Source organism: Kribbella albertanoniae (assembly GCF_004348455.1).
In the GTDB taxonomy this organism is placed as follows: Bacteria; Actinomycetota; Actinomycetes; order Propionibacteriales; family Kribbellaceae; genus Kribbella; species Kribbella albertanoniae.
In genome coordinates this window covers 1-15,370 of sequence record NZ_SMKA01000237.1, presented here as the reverse complement: position 1 = coordinate 15,370, position 15,370 = coordinate 1, and the positions used below count along the sequence as shown (strand labels likewise).

The window sequence follows — 15,370 nt, the reverse complement described above, 5'->3', positions numbered from 1 at the left end:
CCATCGGTACTACGAGTCGCCGGAGCCTGTACGGCGATCGCGCATGGGGCGATCGCCGTACAGGCTCCGGCGACTCGTAGTACCGATGGTTCGTTCCGCTTTGCCAATGGCACCGGGACCGCGGACAAGGTCGGCTTCGAGGGTGGCGTGTACTTCAAGGGGCACGAGATGCAGGCGGGCAATCCGCTGCTCGAGGTGACCGTGCGGGATCTGCGGATCGCGCTCAACCGGAGTACCGGCAAGATCATCGCGGACGTGGTCAGCAAGAGCATGGAGAGCGGCCAGCCGGCGACGTACGACGATGTGGAGCTGGCGTCCCTCGACTTCGCGACCAAGCCGGTGGAGATCAAGGACGGCGTCGCGACGGTCGTCGGTGCGCCGGCGACGCTGACCGCGGCCGGTGTTCCTGCGTTCGCTGGCTTCTACGCGGCCGGTACGGCGCTCGATCCGGTCAGCTTCGCGGTTCGGCTGACCACGACGCCGACCTGGCAGCCGAAGATCGACGTACTGGGGCCGGATGGCAAGCCGCTGGGTACCGTCCCGCTGGCCGGTGTGGTGGCGACGGTTCGCGGCAGCGGGTTCGACCCGGCGTCGAACCCGTCGACCCGGCCGCCGGTCACACCCGGCAAGCCTGGTGGTGTGTACGTCGTGTTCGGCAGCTTCGACAAGGCGTGGCGGCCGTCTGAGGGTGCACCGGCTGGTGCGCGCCGCGTGCTCGATCAGAAATGGGCGCTGCCGGATGCATCCCGCCCAGGAGCGGATCCGGCGTTTGTGACGCTGAACCCGGATGGGACGTTCGAAGCCACGCTGAACGTGAAGCCGGCCTCTGCGGCGTCGGGTACTTACGGAATCGCGACGTACGCCGCTGGTGGTGCTGTCCCCAATGCGCCGCAGGAGCTGCTCAAGCCGGTCGTGTTCGGTGGCGGGACTGCGGTGCTGACTGTTGCGCCGCATGCTGACTTGAGCGACGGGCAGACGGTCAGTGTGAAGGGGGCGGGGTACGCGCCGAACCGTGCGCTGTATGTCGCGCAGACGCCGCAAGGTACGTCGGGTTCGACGAACCCCTCGCCGTTCTCGGGTGCGCAGCGGGTTGTCACCACGGCGGCGGGGACCTTTGAGACGACCGTGCAGACTGCGGTGACGTTCACCAATGAGGGCGTGAAAATCGACTGTAAGGCGGTTGCTTGTTATCTGGCGAGCTTCAACTCACCGCTTGCCTCGGACAACGAGGTGGTCGACCTGCGCGGCGATCGGTCGCAGGACGTGTTCCGTGCGATCACCTTCAAGAACGCTGGGCCGCAGCCGGTTCTGCCGGTGGTGACTACTCAGCCGCGTGAGCTTGCGGTTGTTGCTGGTAGCAACGTTGAGTTCACGGCGGCGGCGAGCGGTACGCCGGTTCCGACTGTGCAGTGGGAACGCAGTGGTGATGAGGGGAAGACGTGGGCGCCGATCGCATCGCCGTCTGCGGTGACGGCGACGTTGAAGGTGGACGCCGTACAGGCTGCTGACAACGGGGCGCGATTCCGGGCCGTGTTCAGCAATGCGGCGGGGTCGGCGACCTCGGCCGCTGCTGTGCTGACGGTTGCCGGTGCTGATCCCAAGGTCGTGGTGACGGCTGCGGTGAAGCAGGGCGGGGAATTGGTTGCCGAGGGCAGCGGGTTCCCGGCTGGGCAGAAGGTGACGGCTGCGGTGGATGCCGCGACGGATGCGCCGGAGTTCAGCTTCAGTAATGCGAACGGTCAGACGGTGACGGTCAGCTCGGCGAACGGCAAGGCGCTGTCAGTTGCCGGTGGCAAGCTGTTACTGCCTGATAGTGCGCAGCTTGCGGTCAAGGTCAGCGGGTTGCGGAACAGTCGCGAGAACACGGCGGCGGCGCCGAGCGGGTTCTACGTGATGACGGCCGTCGACAACGGTGCTGGGCAGACGGCATCGCCAGCGATCGGTGGTGCCGACCTGACTGGCAAGAGCGGGCAGTCGGCGTGGATCACCAACTACCCGTACGCCGGTTCCGAGAACCTCGTCGTACGGATCGGGGCCGACCTGGTCGCTCGAACGACGGTCACGGTGGCGTCGAAGGACGAGTTGACCGACTGCGCTTCTACTCCTCGCGGCTGCGTTCTGTACTTGCGTGCGGATCACCGGTCGACGGCGAACCGGGCGTTCGACGTACGGGTGCCGTTGGAGTTTGCTTCGGCTTCGGTGCGGGCTGCGGCTGTTGGTACGACGCTGGGTGAGCAGGAGGCGGATGCGGACGGCAAGGTGCGGTTCGCCTGGAAGGTGCCGAACGACTTCGCCGTCGGCAAGCACGTGCTGACGCTGACCGGTCCCTCGGGCCTGACCGCCTCGACGAACTTCTCGGTCACCTCAGCTGTCACGCCGACACCGACACCTACGCCCACCCCGACTCCCACGGCCTCGCCGACCACGACGCAGCCGCCGGTGACCGATACACCGACCAAGCCAACCGGCTCACTCGCCAACACCGGTGGCGCAGGCATCTGGCTCCCCATCGGCGGCGGCGTACTCCTCCTGGCCGGTCTGCTGATCACCCTCGCCACCCGAAGGAAGCATTCATGACCGCACATCCCTTCACCCCCGACATCGTCGAGGCCGTGCTCAAGCACATGAACACCGACCACGGCGGCCACTCCCTGGAGATCGTCCAGGTCCTCGGCAACCAGCCCGACGCCACCGCCGTCGTACTCACCGCCCTCGACCCCACCGCCGCCATCTTCACCGCAACAGTCGCCGGCCACCCCGTCGAAGTCCGCATCCCCTGGTCCGAACCAATCGCCGACCGCCCCCAGTTCCGCACCGAGTTCGCCCGCATGGCCCACGAAGCCGCCCGACCCAACTGATCGCCGCCCCCGTACGCACCTTCGAGATTTGAGGGGCTATCCGTTCAAGTGGACCCTTCTCCGCTCAATTTTTGAGGGGAGAACCAGCACATTGAGCGGAGATCCCCTCGTTTTCCGCGCAACGCCGTACCGGTGGGTGGGAGGCGGTTACGGTGGGGGGATCGGTGGCTGAGGAGGGTTTGGCGTGGTTGAGCGGATCGGGCTTGTGGTTCACCAGGGGCGGGAGATGGCCGTCCGGACGGCGGGGACGGTGCGGGCCTGGGCGGACAAGCACGGGATCGGGTGTACCGATATCGACGTGTGGAAGGACCACGAGGATCGGCGCAGTGGGATGGCCGAGCTGCATCATGCGGGGGACCCGGATCTGGTGGTGACGCTCGGTGGGGACGGGACGTTCCTGCGGGGTGCGCGGATCGCGGCGAAGAACAATGCCGCCGTACTGGGGGTGGATCTCGGGAAGGTCGGGTTCCTGACCGAGGTTGCGTGCAAGGACGTGGAGGCGGCGCTCGAGGCGGTACATCACGGTGGGGCGACGATCGAGGAGCGGATGACGCTCACGATGCGGGCTTCGCGGGCGCTGGAGATTCCGGACGGGATCGAGTCGCTGCTGCGGTACGGGCACGGGCCGGCGTTGCCGCCGCCGGCGGTTCGGCCGGAGAGTACCGAGGGGGACGGGTGGGGGCTCGCGCTCGACGTGACGGCGCTGAACGACGTCGTACTGGAGAAGCTTGCGCGGGATCACCAGGTGGCGCTCGGGGTCTACCTGGCCGGGCGGCTGCTGGCGTCGTACTCGGCTGATGCGGTGATCGTGGCGACGCCGACCGGGTCGACGGCGTACAGCTTTGCGGCGGGTGGGCCGATCTTGTCGCCGAATACGAACGCCCTCGTGTTCACGCCGGTGGCGCCGCATATGACGTTCAACCGGAGTGTGATCGCTGCGCCGGATGAGCCGATTGCGCTGCGGGTGCTGCCGCATTCGGGGCAGGCCGCGGTGAGCATCGACGGGCAGTTGCGCGGCGTACTTGATCCGGGGGACTGGATCGGGGTGTACGGATCGACGCGTCCGCTGCGGCTGGTGCGGCTGCGGCCGACTGACTTCTACGGGCGGCTGCGGGACCGGTTCCGGCTGACCGACGCGCCCGCGACCGGGGTGGACGGGGAGTCGGATGCGTTCTTCATGCCTGGCGATTCGCCGGTGCCGCCGGACCTCGCGCACCTGCGGTTGCCACCACCTGCTTCCGGGGCCCGGTAGGGTCTCTCCTCATGCGAAACGTGGTGATCCTGGCCGGGGGCTCGGGGACGCGGCTGTGGCCGATGTCCAGGGACGACAGGCCGAAGCAGGTGCTGCCGTTGGCAGCTGGTGAGTCGCTGCTGCGGGTGGCGTACAACCGGCTGCAAGGACTCGTCGAGCCGGAGAACATCTATGTGTGCACGGTCGGTGCGTACGCAGACGTTGTCCGCAAGGAGCTTCCGGAGCTCGGCCCGCACGCCATCATCGGCGAGCCGGCCCGCCGGGACACGGCGAACGCGGTCGGTCTCGCGTCGGCTGTTGTTGCCCGGAACGATCCGGACGCGGTCGTCGCGTTCGTGGGGTCGGACCACTTGATCAGTCCGGAGGACGAGTTCCGGGCTGCGATCGAGGCTGGGTTCGCGGTCGTGGAGCAGCGGCCTCGGGCGCTGGTGACGTTCGGGATCGAGCCGACGCATCCGCATACCGGTCTGGGATACATCGAGCGCGGTACGGCGATTGAGGGTACGGCGGCGTTCGTCGTGGACCGGTTCCGGGAGAAGCCGGATCTGGCGACGGCCGAGGAGTACCTGGCCACCGGACGGTTCTGGTGGAACTCGGGGATGTTCGTGTGGCGCGCCGAGACCGTGTTGAGCGTGTTGGATGAGCTGCTGCCTGAGTCGGCGGCCAACCTGCGGCAGGTCGCGTCCGTGTGGGACACCCCTGAGCGCGAGGGGACGCTGGCCGGGATCTACCCGAACCTGCAGAAGATCAGCGTCGACTACGCCGTGATGGAGCCCGCCTCCCAGGGCAAGGTCGATGCCGAGGTGGTCGTCGTACCGATGCCTGTGCACTGGCTCGATGTCGGCTCCTGGGCCGCCCTGGCCGGCACGTACGCGGAGGACCCGAACGGCAACCGCACCGACGGTACGACGCTGAGCTGCCTGCTCGACTCCCACGACAACATCATCGTCACCGACGACCCCGACCACCTGATCGCCACGGTGGGGTTGCGCAGCCACATCATCGTCCACACCCAGGACGTCACCATGGTCTGCCCGCTGTCCGACGGCGAACGAGTCAAAGACCTGGTAGCCCAAGTCCAGTCCGACCACGCCACCAAATACCTGTAAGGCGGCGGGGCGGACAGCGGAACACCCCGCGGCTGGTGAAGCTGCGGGGTGTTCGGGGTGGTGCTGGCCTTTAGCCGCCGTTGGGTTCTTGGGCGTCCATGGCCGGGTACTTGTCCATGAAGGACTTGAGGGCTTCGCCGCTGACGGAGCCGCAGAACTGGCGGTGGCCGAAGGCCTCGGTGGCGCCGGCCTTGTTACCGGACCAGTGCGCGAAGGCGACGTTCTTGCCGTCGGGCCAGGGCTTGCCCTCGTCGGCCTTGAAGGGGGCCGCGATGAACTTGCCGATGGACGACTCCGGGAGCTTGCCCTTGGAGATCTGCTCGATCTGGTCGATCTGATCCTTGGGCAGGGTGTCCTTGTACCAGAGGATCGTGTAGCCGTGCTCCAGGTTGTGGACCAGGTTCGAGACGCCGGGGCGGTCGGCCAGGGTGTAGAACTTCCGGCCGAACGGTGCCCACTCCTGGTAGTGCGGGCCGGACGACGGCGGTGACTCGTTGTACAGGATCTTGGTGCCGTCGGGTTTGTGATCCATGGTGCCGCCGGCCTTGTCGTCCGTGGGCGCGTCACACGAGGCGGCACTCGCGCTGACGCCGAAGTCGGAGATGTCCTGGCCCTTGGTGCGCGAGTCCTGGATCAGCTTGATCGCCGGGTAGGCGATGATGGCCAGACCGACGACGATCGAGGCGACCACGATCAGCAGGGTCCGGTTCTTGTCGGACCGGGCCTGGTCGCGCTGCATCTTCTCGATCATCTCGCGGCGTGCCTGCTTCTGCGATGACGCTTTACCCACAGTGTTGGTCTTCCCGGATCGGGGCGGCCATCGCGCCGCCGTGCGGATGCAGTGTACGAGGAGTTTCTAAGAAGATGCCTAGAAACTTATCGGGACCGTGAGCCGAACGTGACCGTCGCCTCACTCCCCGGGCCCGTCCGCACGCTCACGCCGTACCCCTCCGCGTGCAGCAGGACCGCCAGCCGCTCCGCGATCAGACCGACCGTCACCGGCTCCTCACCGAAGACCGTGACCGCGTTGTCGAGCACCTGCAGGTGCACGTCCTCGACCTCGGCCAGCAGCCCGTCCCACAGCGCCGGATCGACCTCACAGGGCCCCGTAGGCGCCTGACGCTCCAGTACGGCGGCCCGCGCCGCCTCCCGCGTGCCCAGACTGAACATGTCGTGCTCCGCGTCCCGCACCAGCGCCCGGGCGCCCGGACCGTGCTCCCCGACCGGCAGCACGACGTCTGCCAGCCCACGCACGATCGCCACCGGCACCCCGTCCGCCTTGCCCTTCACGAGCTCACTGGCGCTCGCGATCTCGTCAGCCAGCGCCGGCTCGGTCACCGCGAGCACATTGCCATGACTGTCCGTCGTACCGCGGAGGTCTTCCACTACGCGCACTCCGGCGGCCCCGATGGCCAGATCGGTCTGTCCGGTGCGCCATGGCCGCCCGAGCGTGTCTGTGACGACCACTCCGACGTTCACGTCGTACCGGGCCTTCAGAGCCTCCCGCAGCGCCCGTGCAGAGGCGTCTGGGTCCACCGGTAGCAACAGGACGGTGCCAGGGGGCGTGTTGGAGGTGTCTGTGCCCGCAGCAGCCATCACCAGGCCGTGGCGGGTCTGAACGATCCGGGTCTCGCCGCGCTGCGCCACGACGCGCACCAGCTCGGCGTCGACCGCCTCCTGCCGGGTGCCGTAGGTGACTCGGCCCTCGGCCTTGCTGATGATCTTGGACGTCACCGACACCACGTCCCCGTCGTGCAGGTCCGCGGAGCCGATCAGCGCGGTCAGGTCGTCGCCGGCCGCCACCTCGGGTAGTCCGGTCACCGGGAAGACTTCCAGGTGTTTCCTCATCGCCGTACTGCCTCCGCGAGGTTCAGAGCCGCATCGGCCATCGCGGCGGTGGTGGTCTCGTCCGTCATCCACAACGGCACCGCCTGCACATGAATTCCCGCTCCGGCGATCGAGTCGGCCTGAATCGAGTCCGACGTGTCGATCAGCCAGCCGTCCAGTACGCCGCCCGACGTCCGCGACCCGTAGAACCGGGCGACCGCGGAGGCGGTCGACGCGACCCCGACCGCGGCCAGCACCTTGTCGGCCATCCCACGGACCGGACCGGTGCCGATGATCGGCGACAGCCCGATCACCGGGGCGGCGGTCTCCCGGACGGCGTCGCGGATCCCCGGTACGCCGAGGATGGTGCCGACCGAGACCACCGGGTTGGAAGGCGGGATCAGCACGACGTCGGCGTCCGCGATGGCCTCCAGTACGCCGGGTGCGGGCTTGGCCTTGTCCTGCCCGACCGCGACGATCTGGTGGGCGGTGACCTCGGCGTGCCAGCGCACCCAGTACTCCTGGAAGTGGATGGCCTTGCGCTTGCCCGGCTGCTCCGGGTCGTCCACGACGACGTGGGTCTCGACCCGGTCGTCGCTCATCGGCAGCAGCCGGACCGGCAGCTTCCACCGCTGGCACAGTGCCTCGGTGACCGCGGTCAGGCCGTAGCCGGCGTCCAGCATCTGGGTCCGGACCAGGTGGGTGGCCACGTCCCGGTCGCCGAGCCCGAACCAGGTCGGCTCCACGCCGTACTCGGCGAGCTCCTCCTTGATCACCCAGGTCTCGTCCTCACGGCCCCAGCCGCGCTCCTTCGAGATGCCTCCACCGAGGGTGTACATCACCGTGTCCAGGTCCGGGCAGACGCGCAGACCGAAGAGGGTGATGTCGTCGGCGGTGTTCCCCACCACGGTGATCTCGGCGTCCGGGCGGGCCTTCAGTAGCCCGCGGATGAAGGTGGCTCCACCGACGCCGCCGGCCAGCACTGTCAATCGCATGGGAAGAGTCTGCACGAGTCGTCAATGCGCCGAGCCACCGCACGACTATGCTGCGGTGGGTCCGAACATCCGCACAGCTCAGTTGTACGGCCCCCAACATCCCGAGGAGCCCTCGTGGTCACCGACGCAACCAAGAAGCTCAGAGAGCCGGTCGCGTACATTCTGCTCGCCTTCGCTGCCCTTTCCGTGCTGGCGGTCCTGGTCCTGCTGTTCTTCGGCGACAGCACCTTCGCGACCAATGCCCTCCGCGCGCAGAGCCGGCTCGCGCCGTCCGACGTCAGTGGCATCCTGCTGCTGCTCAGCCTGGCCGCATCGGTGTGGCTGGTCAACGAGGCGGGTGAGCGTACGACGAACGCCCGGCTCGTCACGATTGCCGCCCTCGCGATCGCCGGTGTCGCCGTACTGGTCGGACTGATCGCGACGTTCTCCGTCTTCGGGGCCAACGGCTCCGGCGGCCTGCTGACGGCCACATTCATCTCGTCGCTGGCCGGCCTGGCTCTGTACGGGGCTGTCGGTTACTACATCTTCAACACCTTCCAGGGTCTGCCGGCCGCGGTGCGTGCGCCGAAGCCGGGCCAGTTCGCGCCCCAGGGGCAGTACGGCAACCAGTACGGCCAGCAGCCGCAGCAGTTCGGTCAGCAGGGTGGCCAGTACGGTCAGCCGGGCCAGCAGGGGCAGTACCCGCAGCAGGGCGGCCAGTTCGAGCAGGGCCAGCAGGGCCAGTACGGCGGTTATGCCGCAGCAGCCGGTGCAGGTGCGGCCGCTGGTGCCGCAGGCGGTTACGCAGCGGCTCAGGGCGACCAGCAGTGGCCGCAGGAGCAGGGCTGGAACCAGGGCGAGCAGCAGCAGGCCTGGTCCGCCAGCGAGGCAGAGGCTCAGCAGCACGCCCCGGCCGACCAGGCCTGGTCCGCCGGCGCCCAGCCGGGCACCGAGCCGACCCAGCAGTGGAGCTCGGAAGGCCAGCAGCAGTACGGCGGCCAGGAAGCCCAGGGCAACCAGTGGCCGCAGGAGCAGGGCCAAGGATCACAGTGGAGTGACGGCGGCCAGCAGCAGTGGTCCGGTCAGGACTACCCGCAGCAGGAGTGGCCGTCACAGTCCGGTCAGGCCGAGCAGGCGCAGCCGGAGGGTCAGCCGACCTGGCAGTCCGGTGAGCAGTCCTGGCCTGCCGAGGAGGCCCCGGCCGCCACCCCGGAGACCGTCGAGCCGGCACCGGCCGCCGAGCCGGTTGCCGACGAAACCCGTGTGGATCCGCGCGTTTCCGAGACCGAGAAGGACGACCAGGGCCAGCAGAGCCAGGGTCAGCAGGGCTGGTGGTCGCAGCCGTCCTGACCCCAGGATGCCTGCCAGGCAAGGCAGCAAGCCCTTACCAGAAACTGCTGACGAAACAACTTCATCCAGTTTCCAGCTGTAGCACATGAACACGAGAGGCCTGTGTACACAGGCCTCTCGTTGTTTTGCAGCCATGTTGCGGATGATGCCAATAGCAGACCACGGCTTGACTTTCGTGGATTGCAGGAATGTAATTTCAACCGTGTCGTTCGTTGACACTCGGTATCGGGGACTGTCGTCGCAGAGTGCGGGACGGTCGAGGTCAGGCATGTGAACCGCAAACTCACATGTACAGGGGAACGAACAGGGTCGAGGAGGTCGTACCGTGACAGAGCTACTGGCGATTGTCGACGGTGAGGCGATCGAGGAGGAGCCGAACTGGCAGGAACGGGCGCTGTGTGCCCAGACCGACCCAGAGGCTTTCTTCCCGGAGAAGGGCGGTTCCACCCGCGAGGCGAAGAAGGTCTGCCTCGGGTGTGACGTCCGTGGTGAGTGCCTGGAGTACGCACTCCACAACGATGAGCGCTTCGGTATCTGGGGCGGTCTGTCGGAGCGGGAGCGCCGCAAGCTGAAGAAGAAGGCCGTCTGACGGTCATCATGCAACGTCCGTAGACAACTTCAACACGAACTTTCCGCGAGGCCCCGGGGGACCACCTGTCACCGGGGCCCGCGGCGTTCCGGACGCTTTTCGGACCGTCACCTCGGCGGCTGTATGGTGACCCAGACCGTCCGTACCCATTGAGGTGTCACAGCTCCGCATGGAACAAGAAGCTCCGGCCGGCTGGGAGTTCTTCGACTCTGTCGACTTCCCGACCGATCACATCGACGACCCGATGGGTCGCCCGCGGGTCAGGCACGTCGTGACCGCGGTGGTGGTCGGCCACGAGGGTGCGGCCTGGCTGCCGCGACTGTCCGAAGCGCTGTGGGCACTCAACCCACGCCCCGACCGGCTGATCGCGGTCGACACCGGATCCACCGACGAGACCGCCGAGCTGCTCGCCTCGATGCCAGGTGTCGAGCCCGTGGTCAGCGTCTCCGCACGGACCGGATTCGGTACGGCGGTCGCCCGTGGCGTCGAGTCGGTCGGGTTCGCGCCGATCCCCTCGCCGTACGGGCCGTACGGCGATGACGCGCACATGCCGGTGGTCGAGTGGCTCTGGCTGCTCCACGACGACTGCGCGCCCGCACCCAAGGCGCTGGAGAAGTTGTTGCTCCAGGCCACCATCGCGCCGGAAGTGGGTATCTGGGGGCCGAAGCTGCGGCTCTGGCCGCGGGACCGGGATCTGCTCGAGGTCGGCGTCACCACGTCCCTCGGCGGTCGCCGCGACACCGGTATCGAGAACGGCGAGCTCGACCAGGGCCAGCACGACCAGCCGCGGAACGTGCTGGCGGTCAGCTCGGCCGGCATGCTGGTCCGCCGCGATGTCTGGGAGACGCTGAAGGGTTTCGACCCGCGGCTGCCGATGTTCCGCGACGACATCGACTTCGGCTGGCGAGCGAGCCGGGCTGGTTTCCAGGTCGGCGTGGCGCCGGATGCGGTGGTCTACCACGCGCAGGCCGCGGCGACCGGTGAGCGCGCACTGGCCGGCACCCGTCGGCACGCATACCAGCTCGACCGCGCGCATGCGTACTACACCGTTCTAGCGAACGCTCCTGGCAAGCTGCTGCCGATCCTGATCCTCAGATTCCTGCTCGGCACGATCCTGCGGTCGGTCTGGTTCCTGATCGGTAAGACGCCGTCCGGTGCGGTCGACGAGTGGACGGCACTGCTCGGCACGCTGCTGGCCGGTGGCTGGACGCAGGCCCGCAAGGACCGCCGCAATCTCGACAAGGTCCCGTACGACGACATCAAGGGACTGTTCTCCCGGTCCGTGCACGCATTGCGGCACAACCTGGAGGAGACCACCAGCACCATCTCCGAGCGGATCCGTGAAGCCTGGGCGGACGAGCCGGAAGAGCAGGTGGTCACCACTGCGCGCCGTGCGAAGAGCACAGCCCGGGTAGCCGTCGGTCAGCCGCGCTGGCGTCGGCAGCTGATGCGGCGGCCGTTCCTCGTCGCCTGGGTGGTGCTGGCGCTCGGCACCTTCATCGCTGGGCGCAGTCTGATCGGTAGCGGTGTGCTGCGCTCCAACCTGCTGCTGCCCGCGCACGAGAACCTGGCGGCGCTCTGGCATGCAGCTGCGTCCGCACCGACCGGTGTGACACCACCTGCCTGGCTGGGACAGTTCTGGGCTCTCTCCACGGTCATGTTCGGGCCGTCGGGAGCAACGAACGTTCTGCTGATCGGTGCGATCCCACTGGCCGCGCTGGCCGCCTGGGCGTTGCTCCGGGCGTTCATCGTCGACCGGGGTGCCCGCGCCTGGGGCGCAACGGCGTACGGGATTGCAGTGTTTACGAACGGCGCGATCACGCAGGGCCGGCTCGGGACGGTGGTGGCGGCGATCGTGCTGCCCCTGCTCGGTGCTGCTGCCCACACCGTGGCGCGTCGGCGTCGCGTGCTTGTCCAGGGCAGTTGGCGGGCCGCGTGGTTCGCCGGTATCTGTCAGGCGATCCTCTTTGCTTTCACTCCGGCGATCGGCCTGCTCGTCGCGGTCACTCTGGCCGTCGGTGGCGTGCTGGGCCTCGGCTGGCGTCGGCAAGGCCGGCAGCTGGTCTTCTCCGTGGTGCTCGGTCTCGTCCTGGTGTTGCCATGGACGATCCAGCTGGTGCTGCATCCGTCGTTGCTGGGCCAGGAAGCTGGTGGTCGGCCGACCACTGCGATCGGACCGGGCGACAGCCTGCCGCATCTCCTGACCGGTACGCCGGTTGGTGGCCCGACGCCCTGGTGGTTCGCCGTACCGCTGATTCTGGTGGCTCTGGTCAGTTTGCTGCGCGAGTCGCGGCAGCGGTACGAGCTGCTCGGCTGGTTCGTCGCACTGGTCGGGCTGGTCGGCACACTCGTGTCGAGCCGGTTGGGCGGCGGCAGTGGCCCGCTGATGTTCCTGATGACCGCAGGCTGGGTTATTGCGGTCACCGTGGCGTGGGACTCGGTCGGGAAGAGCAGCGAGGTTCTGATCCAGGGTGTGCTGGGCGTCGTGCTGGTGACGACGATTGTGACGGCCGGGTTCTGGTTGGTGCGTGGTGTGGACGGACCGCTGTGGCGGGGGCAGGCGCAGGACCTCCCGGCGTACCTGGTGTCCGCGCAGGGCCCACCGACGAACGACTCGATTCTGGTTGTCCGCAAGGCTCCAGGCAGCCCGATGCGGTATTCGCTGGTCAAGGACGGCGGTCCGCGGATGGGTTCCGTGGAGGCCGCGCCGAAGCCCGAGCAGGTCAAGCCGATCACCGACGTACTGTCGACGCTGGGTGGCGGTGGCTCCGGTGAAGAAGGACGTCAGCTGGCTGCCCTGGCCGTCGACTACGTCTATCTGCCCGCACCGGTGGACGCGACCTTGCAGTCGACTCTCGACTCGCTGCCGGGCCTAACCCGGGCCAGTGCCAACGAAGGCGATGCCTCCTGGTTGGTGGACCGGTCGAACGGTGAGGGCAAGTCGCCGCTGGGCGAGGTGACCCACAACCTGTGGCGCATCCTCGGCCTGATCGGGTGGATCATCGCGCTGATCTTCTGCCTGCCGACAGTCCGCCGGACGGTCGCCGTACCGCATGGCACCCATGCCAGGAGGGACCGATGAGCAGCCTGCTGTCGGATCCGCGCATCCGCCTCGGGGCGTGTGTGCTGGCCATCGCCGTGGTCGGTGGGCTGGCCGTCGTCACCAACCCGAAGCAGCCGAACGTTGAGCCGCAGGCCGCGCAGGCCCCGACTCGTTCGATCGTCAACCGGACCGCACTGGCCTGTCCGGCGCCGGCAGCGGGTGGCAAGCAGACCAGTGTGGTCAGCGGCGTCGCACCGGCTCTGCCTGCGGGCACACCGGTCGCCAAGGGCGACGAGGCCCCGCTGTCGATCAGTCCGCTGGCCACAACCGCCGATCCGCTCGGTTCACTGCTGGTCCGCGGCAAGATCGGCTCGAGTCCAGCCGCCACGAAGCCACAGGTCCTGTCGATCCGCGGCACCGGTCCACTCGCCGCAGGTGCAGTAGGGACCAGTACGGCGATCGCCACCAGTGGTGTGAACAGCGGAATGGCCAGTGCGCCGTGCCAGCTGCCCGGCTCCGATTTCTGGTTCGTTGGTGGGTCCACGGCTCCCGATCGCCGGGACGTGCTGACGCTGACCAACCTGGACAGCATCAACGCCGCAGTGAACGTGACGATCTACTCGAACAAGGGCCGGCTGGATGTGCCGTCCGCGCGCGGACTCGTGATTCCGGCCCGGTCGACGTACGAGCTGTTCCTTGATCAGGTCGCCCGTAGCCAGAAGGACCTTGCGCTGCACATCGTGTCGACCGGTGGCCGCGTGGCTCCGGCGCTGCGCGACTACGCGACCAAGGCCGACAAGACGCCGGCCGGGGTCGACTGGATCGGTCCCACGATCGCACCGTCGACCAAGGTGTTCGTGCCGGCTGCCGCGCCTGGTCCTGGGCAGCGGAAGCTGGTGATGGCGAACCCGTCGGACCTGCAGGCCACGATCAGCCTGACGGTGAACGGTCCGAACGGGCCGTTCAAACCAGCCGGGCTGGAGACCGTTCGGCTGCCCGCGGGTGCGGTGAGCACGATCGACCTGACCAAGGTGCTGCACGGGGATGCCAGCGGGATCAGCTTGGTGTCGGATCAGCCGGTGACTGCCTCGCTGCGGATGATCGACAAGAGTGGTTCGGACTTCGCGTCGATCTCGGCGACCGAGGGGCTGACCGGACCGGCGTACCTGGTGCTGCCGGCTCATCAGCAGCCGGCCATCCTGCAGGTGACCGCTCCGGGCAAGGCGTCGAGTGTGAAGATCGATCTGCGGGATGCGGCGGGTAAGTCGCTGCAGAGCCGCGCGGTCGACGTGATCGCGGGTTCGACGACTCAGATCGCGTTCAAGGCGCAGAGCGCGCCGACGTACCTGACGGTGGAGCAGACGCGCGGGACGGTCGTCGCCGGTGTCACGCTGATGCCCGATCCGAAGAGCGATGACACTCCGCAGGTCGCAGCGTGGCCGCTGAGCACTTCACTGGTGTTCCGGGCTCAGCTGGGCGCGCAACCCGACGTACGGGCTGCTTTGCGTTAAAGCCGTCAGTTGCCGTCGGGGTCGCGCAGCATTCGCAGGTGACCACGGCGGGTCACCTCCACCGGCGCGCCCGGGATATCGGCGCCTGGTTCGCGGCGTGGCAGCGGCCGGGCGGCCTCGCGGACCGCGTTGGCCAGCGCTTCGAGGTCGTCCGTCGACGGTCCGGCGGCGGCCGGGTCCGGAGCGAGCCGGATGACCTCCCAGCCGTTCGGAGCGGTCAACCGGTCGGCGTGGTCGGCGCAGAGGTCGTAGCAGTGCGGCTCGGCATACGTCGCGAGTGGACCGATCACACAGGTCGAGTCGGCATAGACGTAGGTGAGCGTCGAAACGGCCGGCGAATGACAGGCGGCGCGCGAACAGATCCTGGCGATGCTCACGACAAGACGTTACCCCCACTAGGCTGAGCGCGTGACCGAGGCTCGCCGTCATCGCAGGCACATCGACCGCCATGGGCGCGGCATGCTCGGCCCGATCAGCCGGCCGAGCTCCTTCGCGCCGCGCGGGCTACCGCTGCAACGCTCGGCCGCGGCGCAGTTCGACGAGGTGGTCGCGGTCGAGGTGACACGCTTGGAGAAGCGACTGCCACAGGTCGTCGCCCGGGTCGAGTTCGCCATCGAGGACGTGCCGACCCTCGAGCTCGACGCCACCGAGATCCCGCTCACCCACGCCACCGGCGGCACCTCGCACGAGCCGTACCGGATCGTCGTCTTCCGCCGCCCGATCGAGCTCCGCGCCGAACGCTCCGGCGCCGGCCTCGCCTGGCTGGTCCGCTCCGCCCTGGTCCTGGAGCTGGCCGACGTACTAGCCCTCTCCCCCGAACAAATAGACCCCGAGTTCGACACCGACGAAGACTGACC

General features: G+C 68.1%; 13 protein-coding genes. 9 read left to right on the top strand and 4 right to left on the bottom strand.

The genetic code is table 11. The features are described from left to right. From E1261_RS34720 to E1261_RS34705, 4 genes are all read left to right on the top strand, one after another. On the top strand, window positions 1-2,577 hold a 2,577-nt coding region (locus tag E1261_RS34720; RefSeq protein ID WP_202875287.1), incomplete at its 5' end, for an HtaA domain-containing protein. Further along, window positions 2,574-2,858, top strand: coding sequence for a DUF2470 domain-containing protein (locus E1261_RS34715; protein WP_132413960.1), 285 nt, complete (start codon window positions 2,574-2,576; stop codon window positions 2,856-2,858). The genes E1261_RS34720 and E1261_RS34715, both read left to right, overlap by 4 nt. A gap of 184 nt (window positions 2,859-3,042) precedes the next feature. Further along, the gene (locus tag E1261_RS34710; RefSeq protein WP_238176611.1) at window positions 3,043-4,110 is read left to right on the top strand and encodes an NAD(+)/NADH kinase; all 1,068 of its coding nucleotides are present in this window, start codon (window positions 3,043-3,045) and stop codon (window positions 4,108-4,110) included. Window positions 4,111-4,121: 11 nt separating this feature from the next. Further along, entirely contained in the window at window positions 4,122-5,219 is a 1,098-nt protein-coding gene (locus E1261_RS34705; protein WP_132413958.1) for a mannose-1-phosphate guanylyltransferase, read from the top strand. A gap of 70 nt (window positions 5,220-5,289) precedes the next feature. Here the strand turns inward: E1261_RS34705 and E1261_RS34700 are convergent, their stop codons facing one another. The 3 genes from E1261_RS34700 to cofD all read right to left on the bottom strand — a co-directional run bounded on the left by E1261_RS34700 (window position 5,290) and on the right by cofD (window position 8,041). Further along, on the bottom strand, window positions 5,290-6,009 hold the full coding sequence (locus tag E1261_RS34700; protein ID WP_132413956.1) for a DUF3105 domain-containing protein: 720 nt from the start codon (window positions 6,007-6,009) through the stop codon (window positions 5,290-5,292). Between the two features lie 86 nt (window positions 6,010-6,095). Continuing rightward, a complete protein-coding gene (locus E1261_RS34695; protein WP_132413954.1) occupies window positions 6,096-7,067 on the bottom strand; it encodes a coenzyme F420-0:L-glutamate ligase in 972 nt (323 codons plus the stop codon). Continuing rightward, window positions 7,064-8,041 carry a 2-phospho-L-lactate transferase gene (gene cofD, locus E1261_RS34690; RefSeq protein WP_132413953.1) on the bottom strand — a complete coding sequence of 326 codons (978 nt, stop codon included), beginning with the start codon at window positions 8,039-8,041 and terminating at the stop codon, window positions 7,064-7,066. Before cofD ends, E1261_RS34695 begins: the two co-directional genes overlap by 4 nt. A gap of 114 nt (window positions 8,042-8,155) precedes the next feature. Between cofD and E1261_RS34685 the strand changes: the two genes are divergently transcribed. The 4 genes from E1261_RS34685 to E1261_RS34670 all read left to right on the top strand — a co-directional run bounded on the left by E1261_RS34685 (window position 8,156) and on the right by E1261_RS34670 (window position 14,513). Further along, window positions 8,156-9,370 (top strand): hypothetical protein, encoded by a 1,215-nt coding sequence (locus E1261_RS34685; RefSeq protein WP_132413952.1) that lies wholly within the window; start codon window positions 8,156-8,158, stop codon window positions 9,368-9,370. 337 nt (window positions 9,371-9,707) lie between these two features. Then, window positions 9,708-9,959, top strand: a complete 252-nt coding sequence (locus tag E1261_RS34680) for a WhiB family transcriptional regulator (RefSeq protein WP_203589828.1) — start codon at window positions 9,708-9,710, stop codon at window positions 9,957-9,959. A gap of 169 nt (window positions 9,960-10,128) precedes the next feature. Next, the gene (locus E1261_RS34675; protein WP_132413951.1) at window positions 10,129-13,041 is read left to right on the top strand and encodes a glycosyltransferase family 2 protein; all 2,913 of its coding nucleotides are present in this window, start codon (window positions 10,129-10,131) and stop codon (window positions 13,039-13,041) included. Then, window positions 13,038-14,513 carry a DUF5719 family protein gene (locus tag E1261_RS34670; protein WP_132413950.1) on the top strand — a complete coding sequence of 492 codons (1,476 nt, stop codon included), beginning with the start codon at window positions 13,038-13,040 and terminating at the stop codon, window positions 14,511-14,513. Before E1261_RS34675 ends, E1261_RS34670 begins: the two co-directional genes overlap by 4 nt. Before the next feature lie 5 nt (window positions 14,514-14,518). Here E1261_RS34670 and E1261_RS34665 read toward each other — a convergent pair whose 3' ends face one another. Next, a complete protein-coding gene (locus E1261_RS34665) occupies window positions 14,519-14,890 on the bottom strand; it encodes a DUF3499 domain-containing protein (RefSeq protein WP_132413949.1) in 372 nt (123 codons plus the stop codon). A gap of 31 nt (window positions 14,891-14,921) precedes the next feature. Between E1261_RS34665 and E1261_RS34660 the strand changes: the two genes are divergently transcribed. Then, the gene (locus tag E1261_RS34660) at window positions 14,922-15,368 is read left to right on the top strand and encodes a metallopeptidase family protein (RefSeq protein WP_238176610.1); all 447 of its coding nucleotides are present in this window, start codon (window positions 14,922-14,924) and stop codon (window positions 15,366-15,368) included. Window positions 15,369-15,370: the final 2 nt, after the last annotated feature.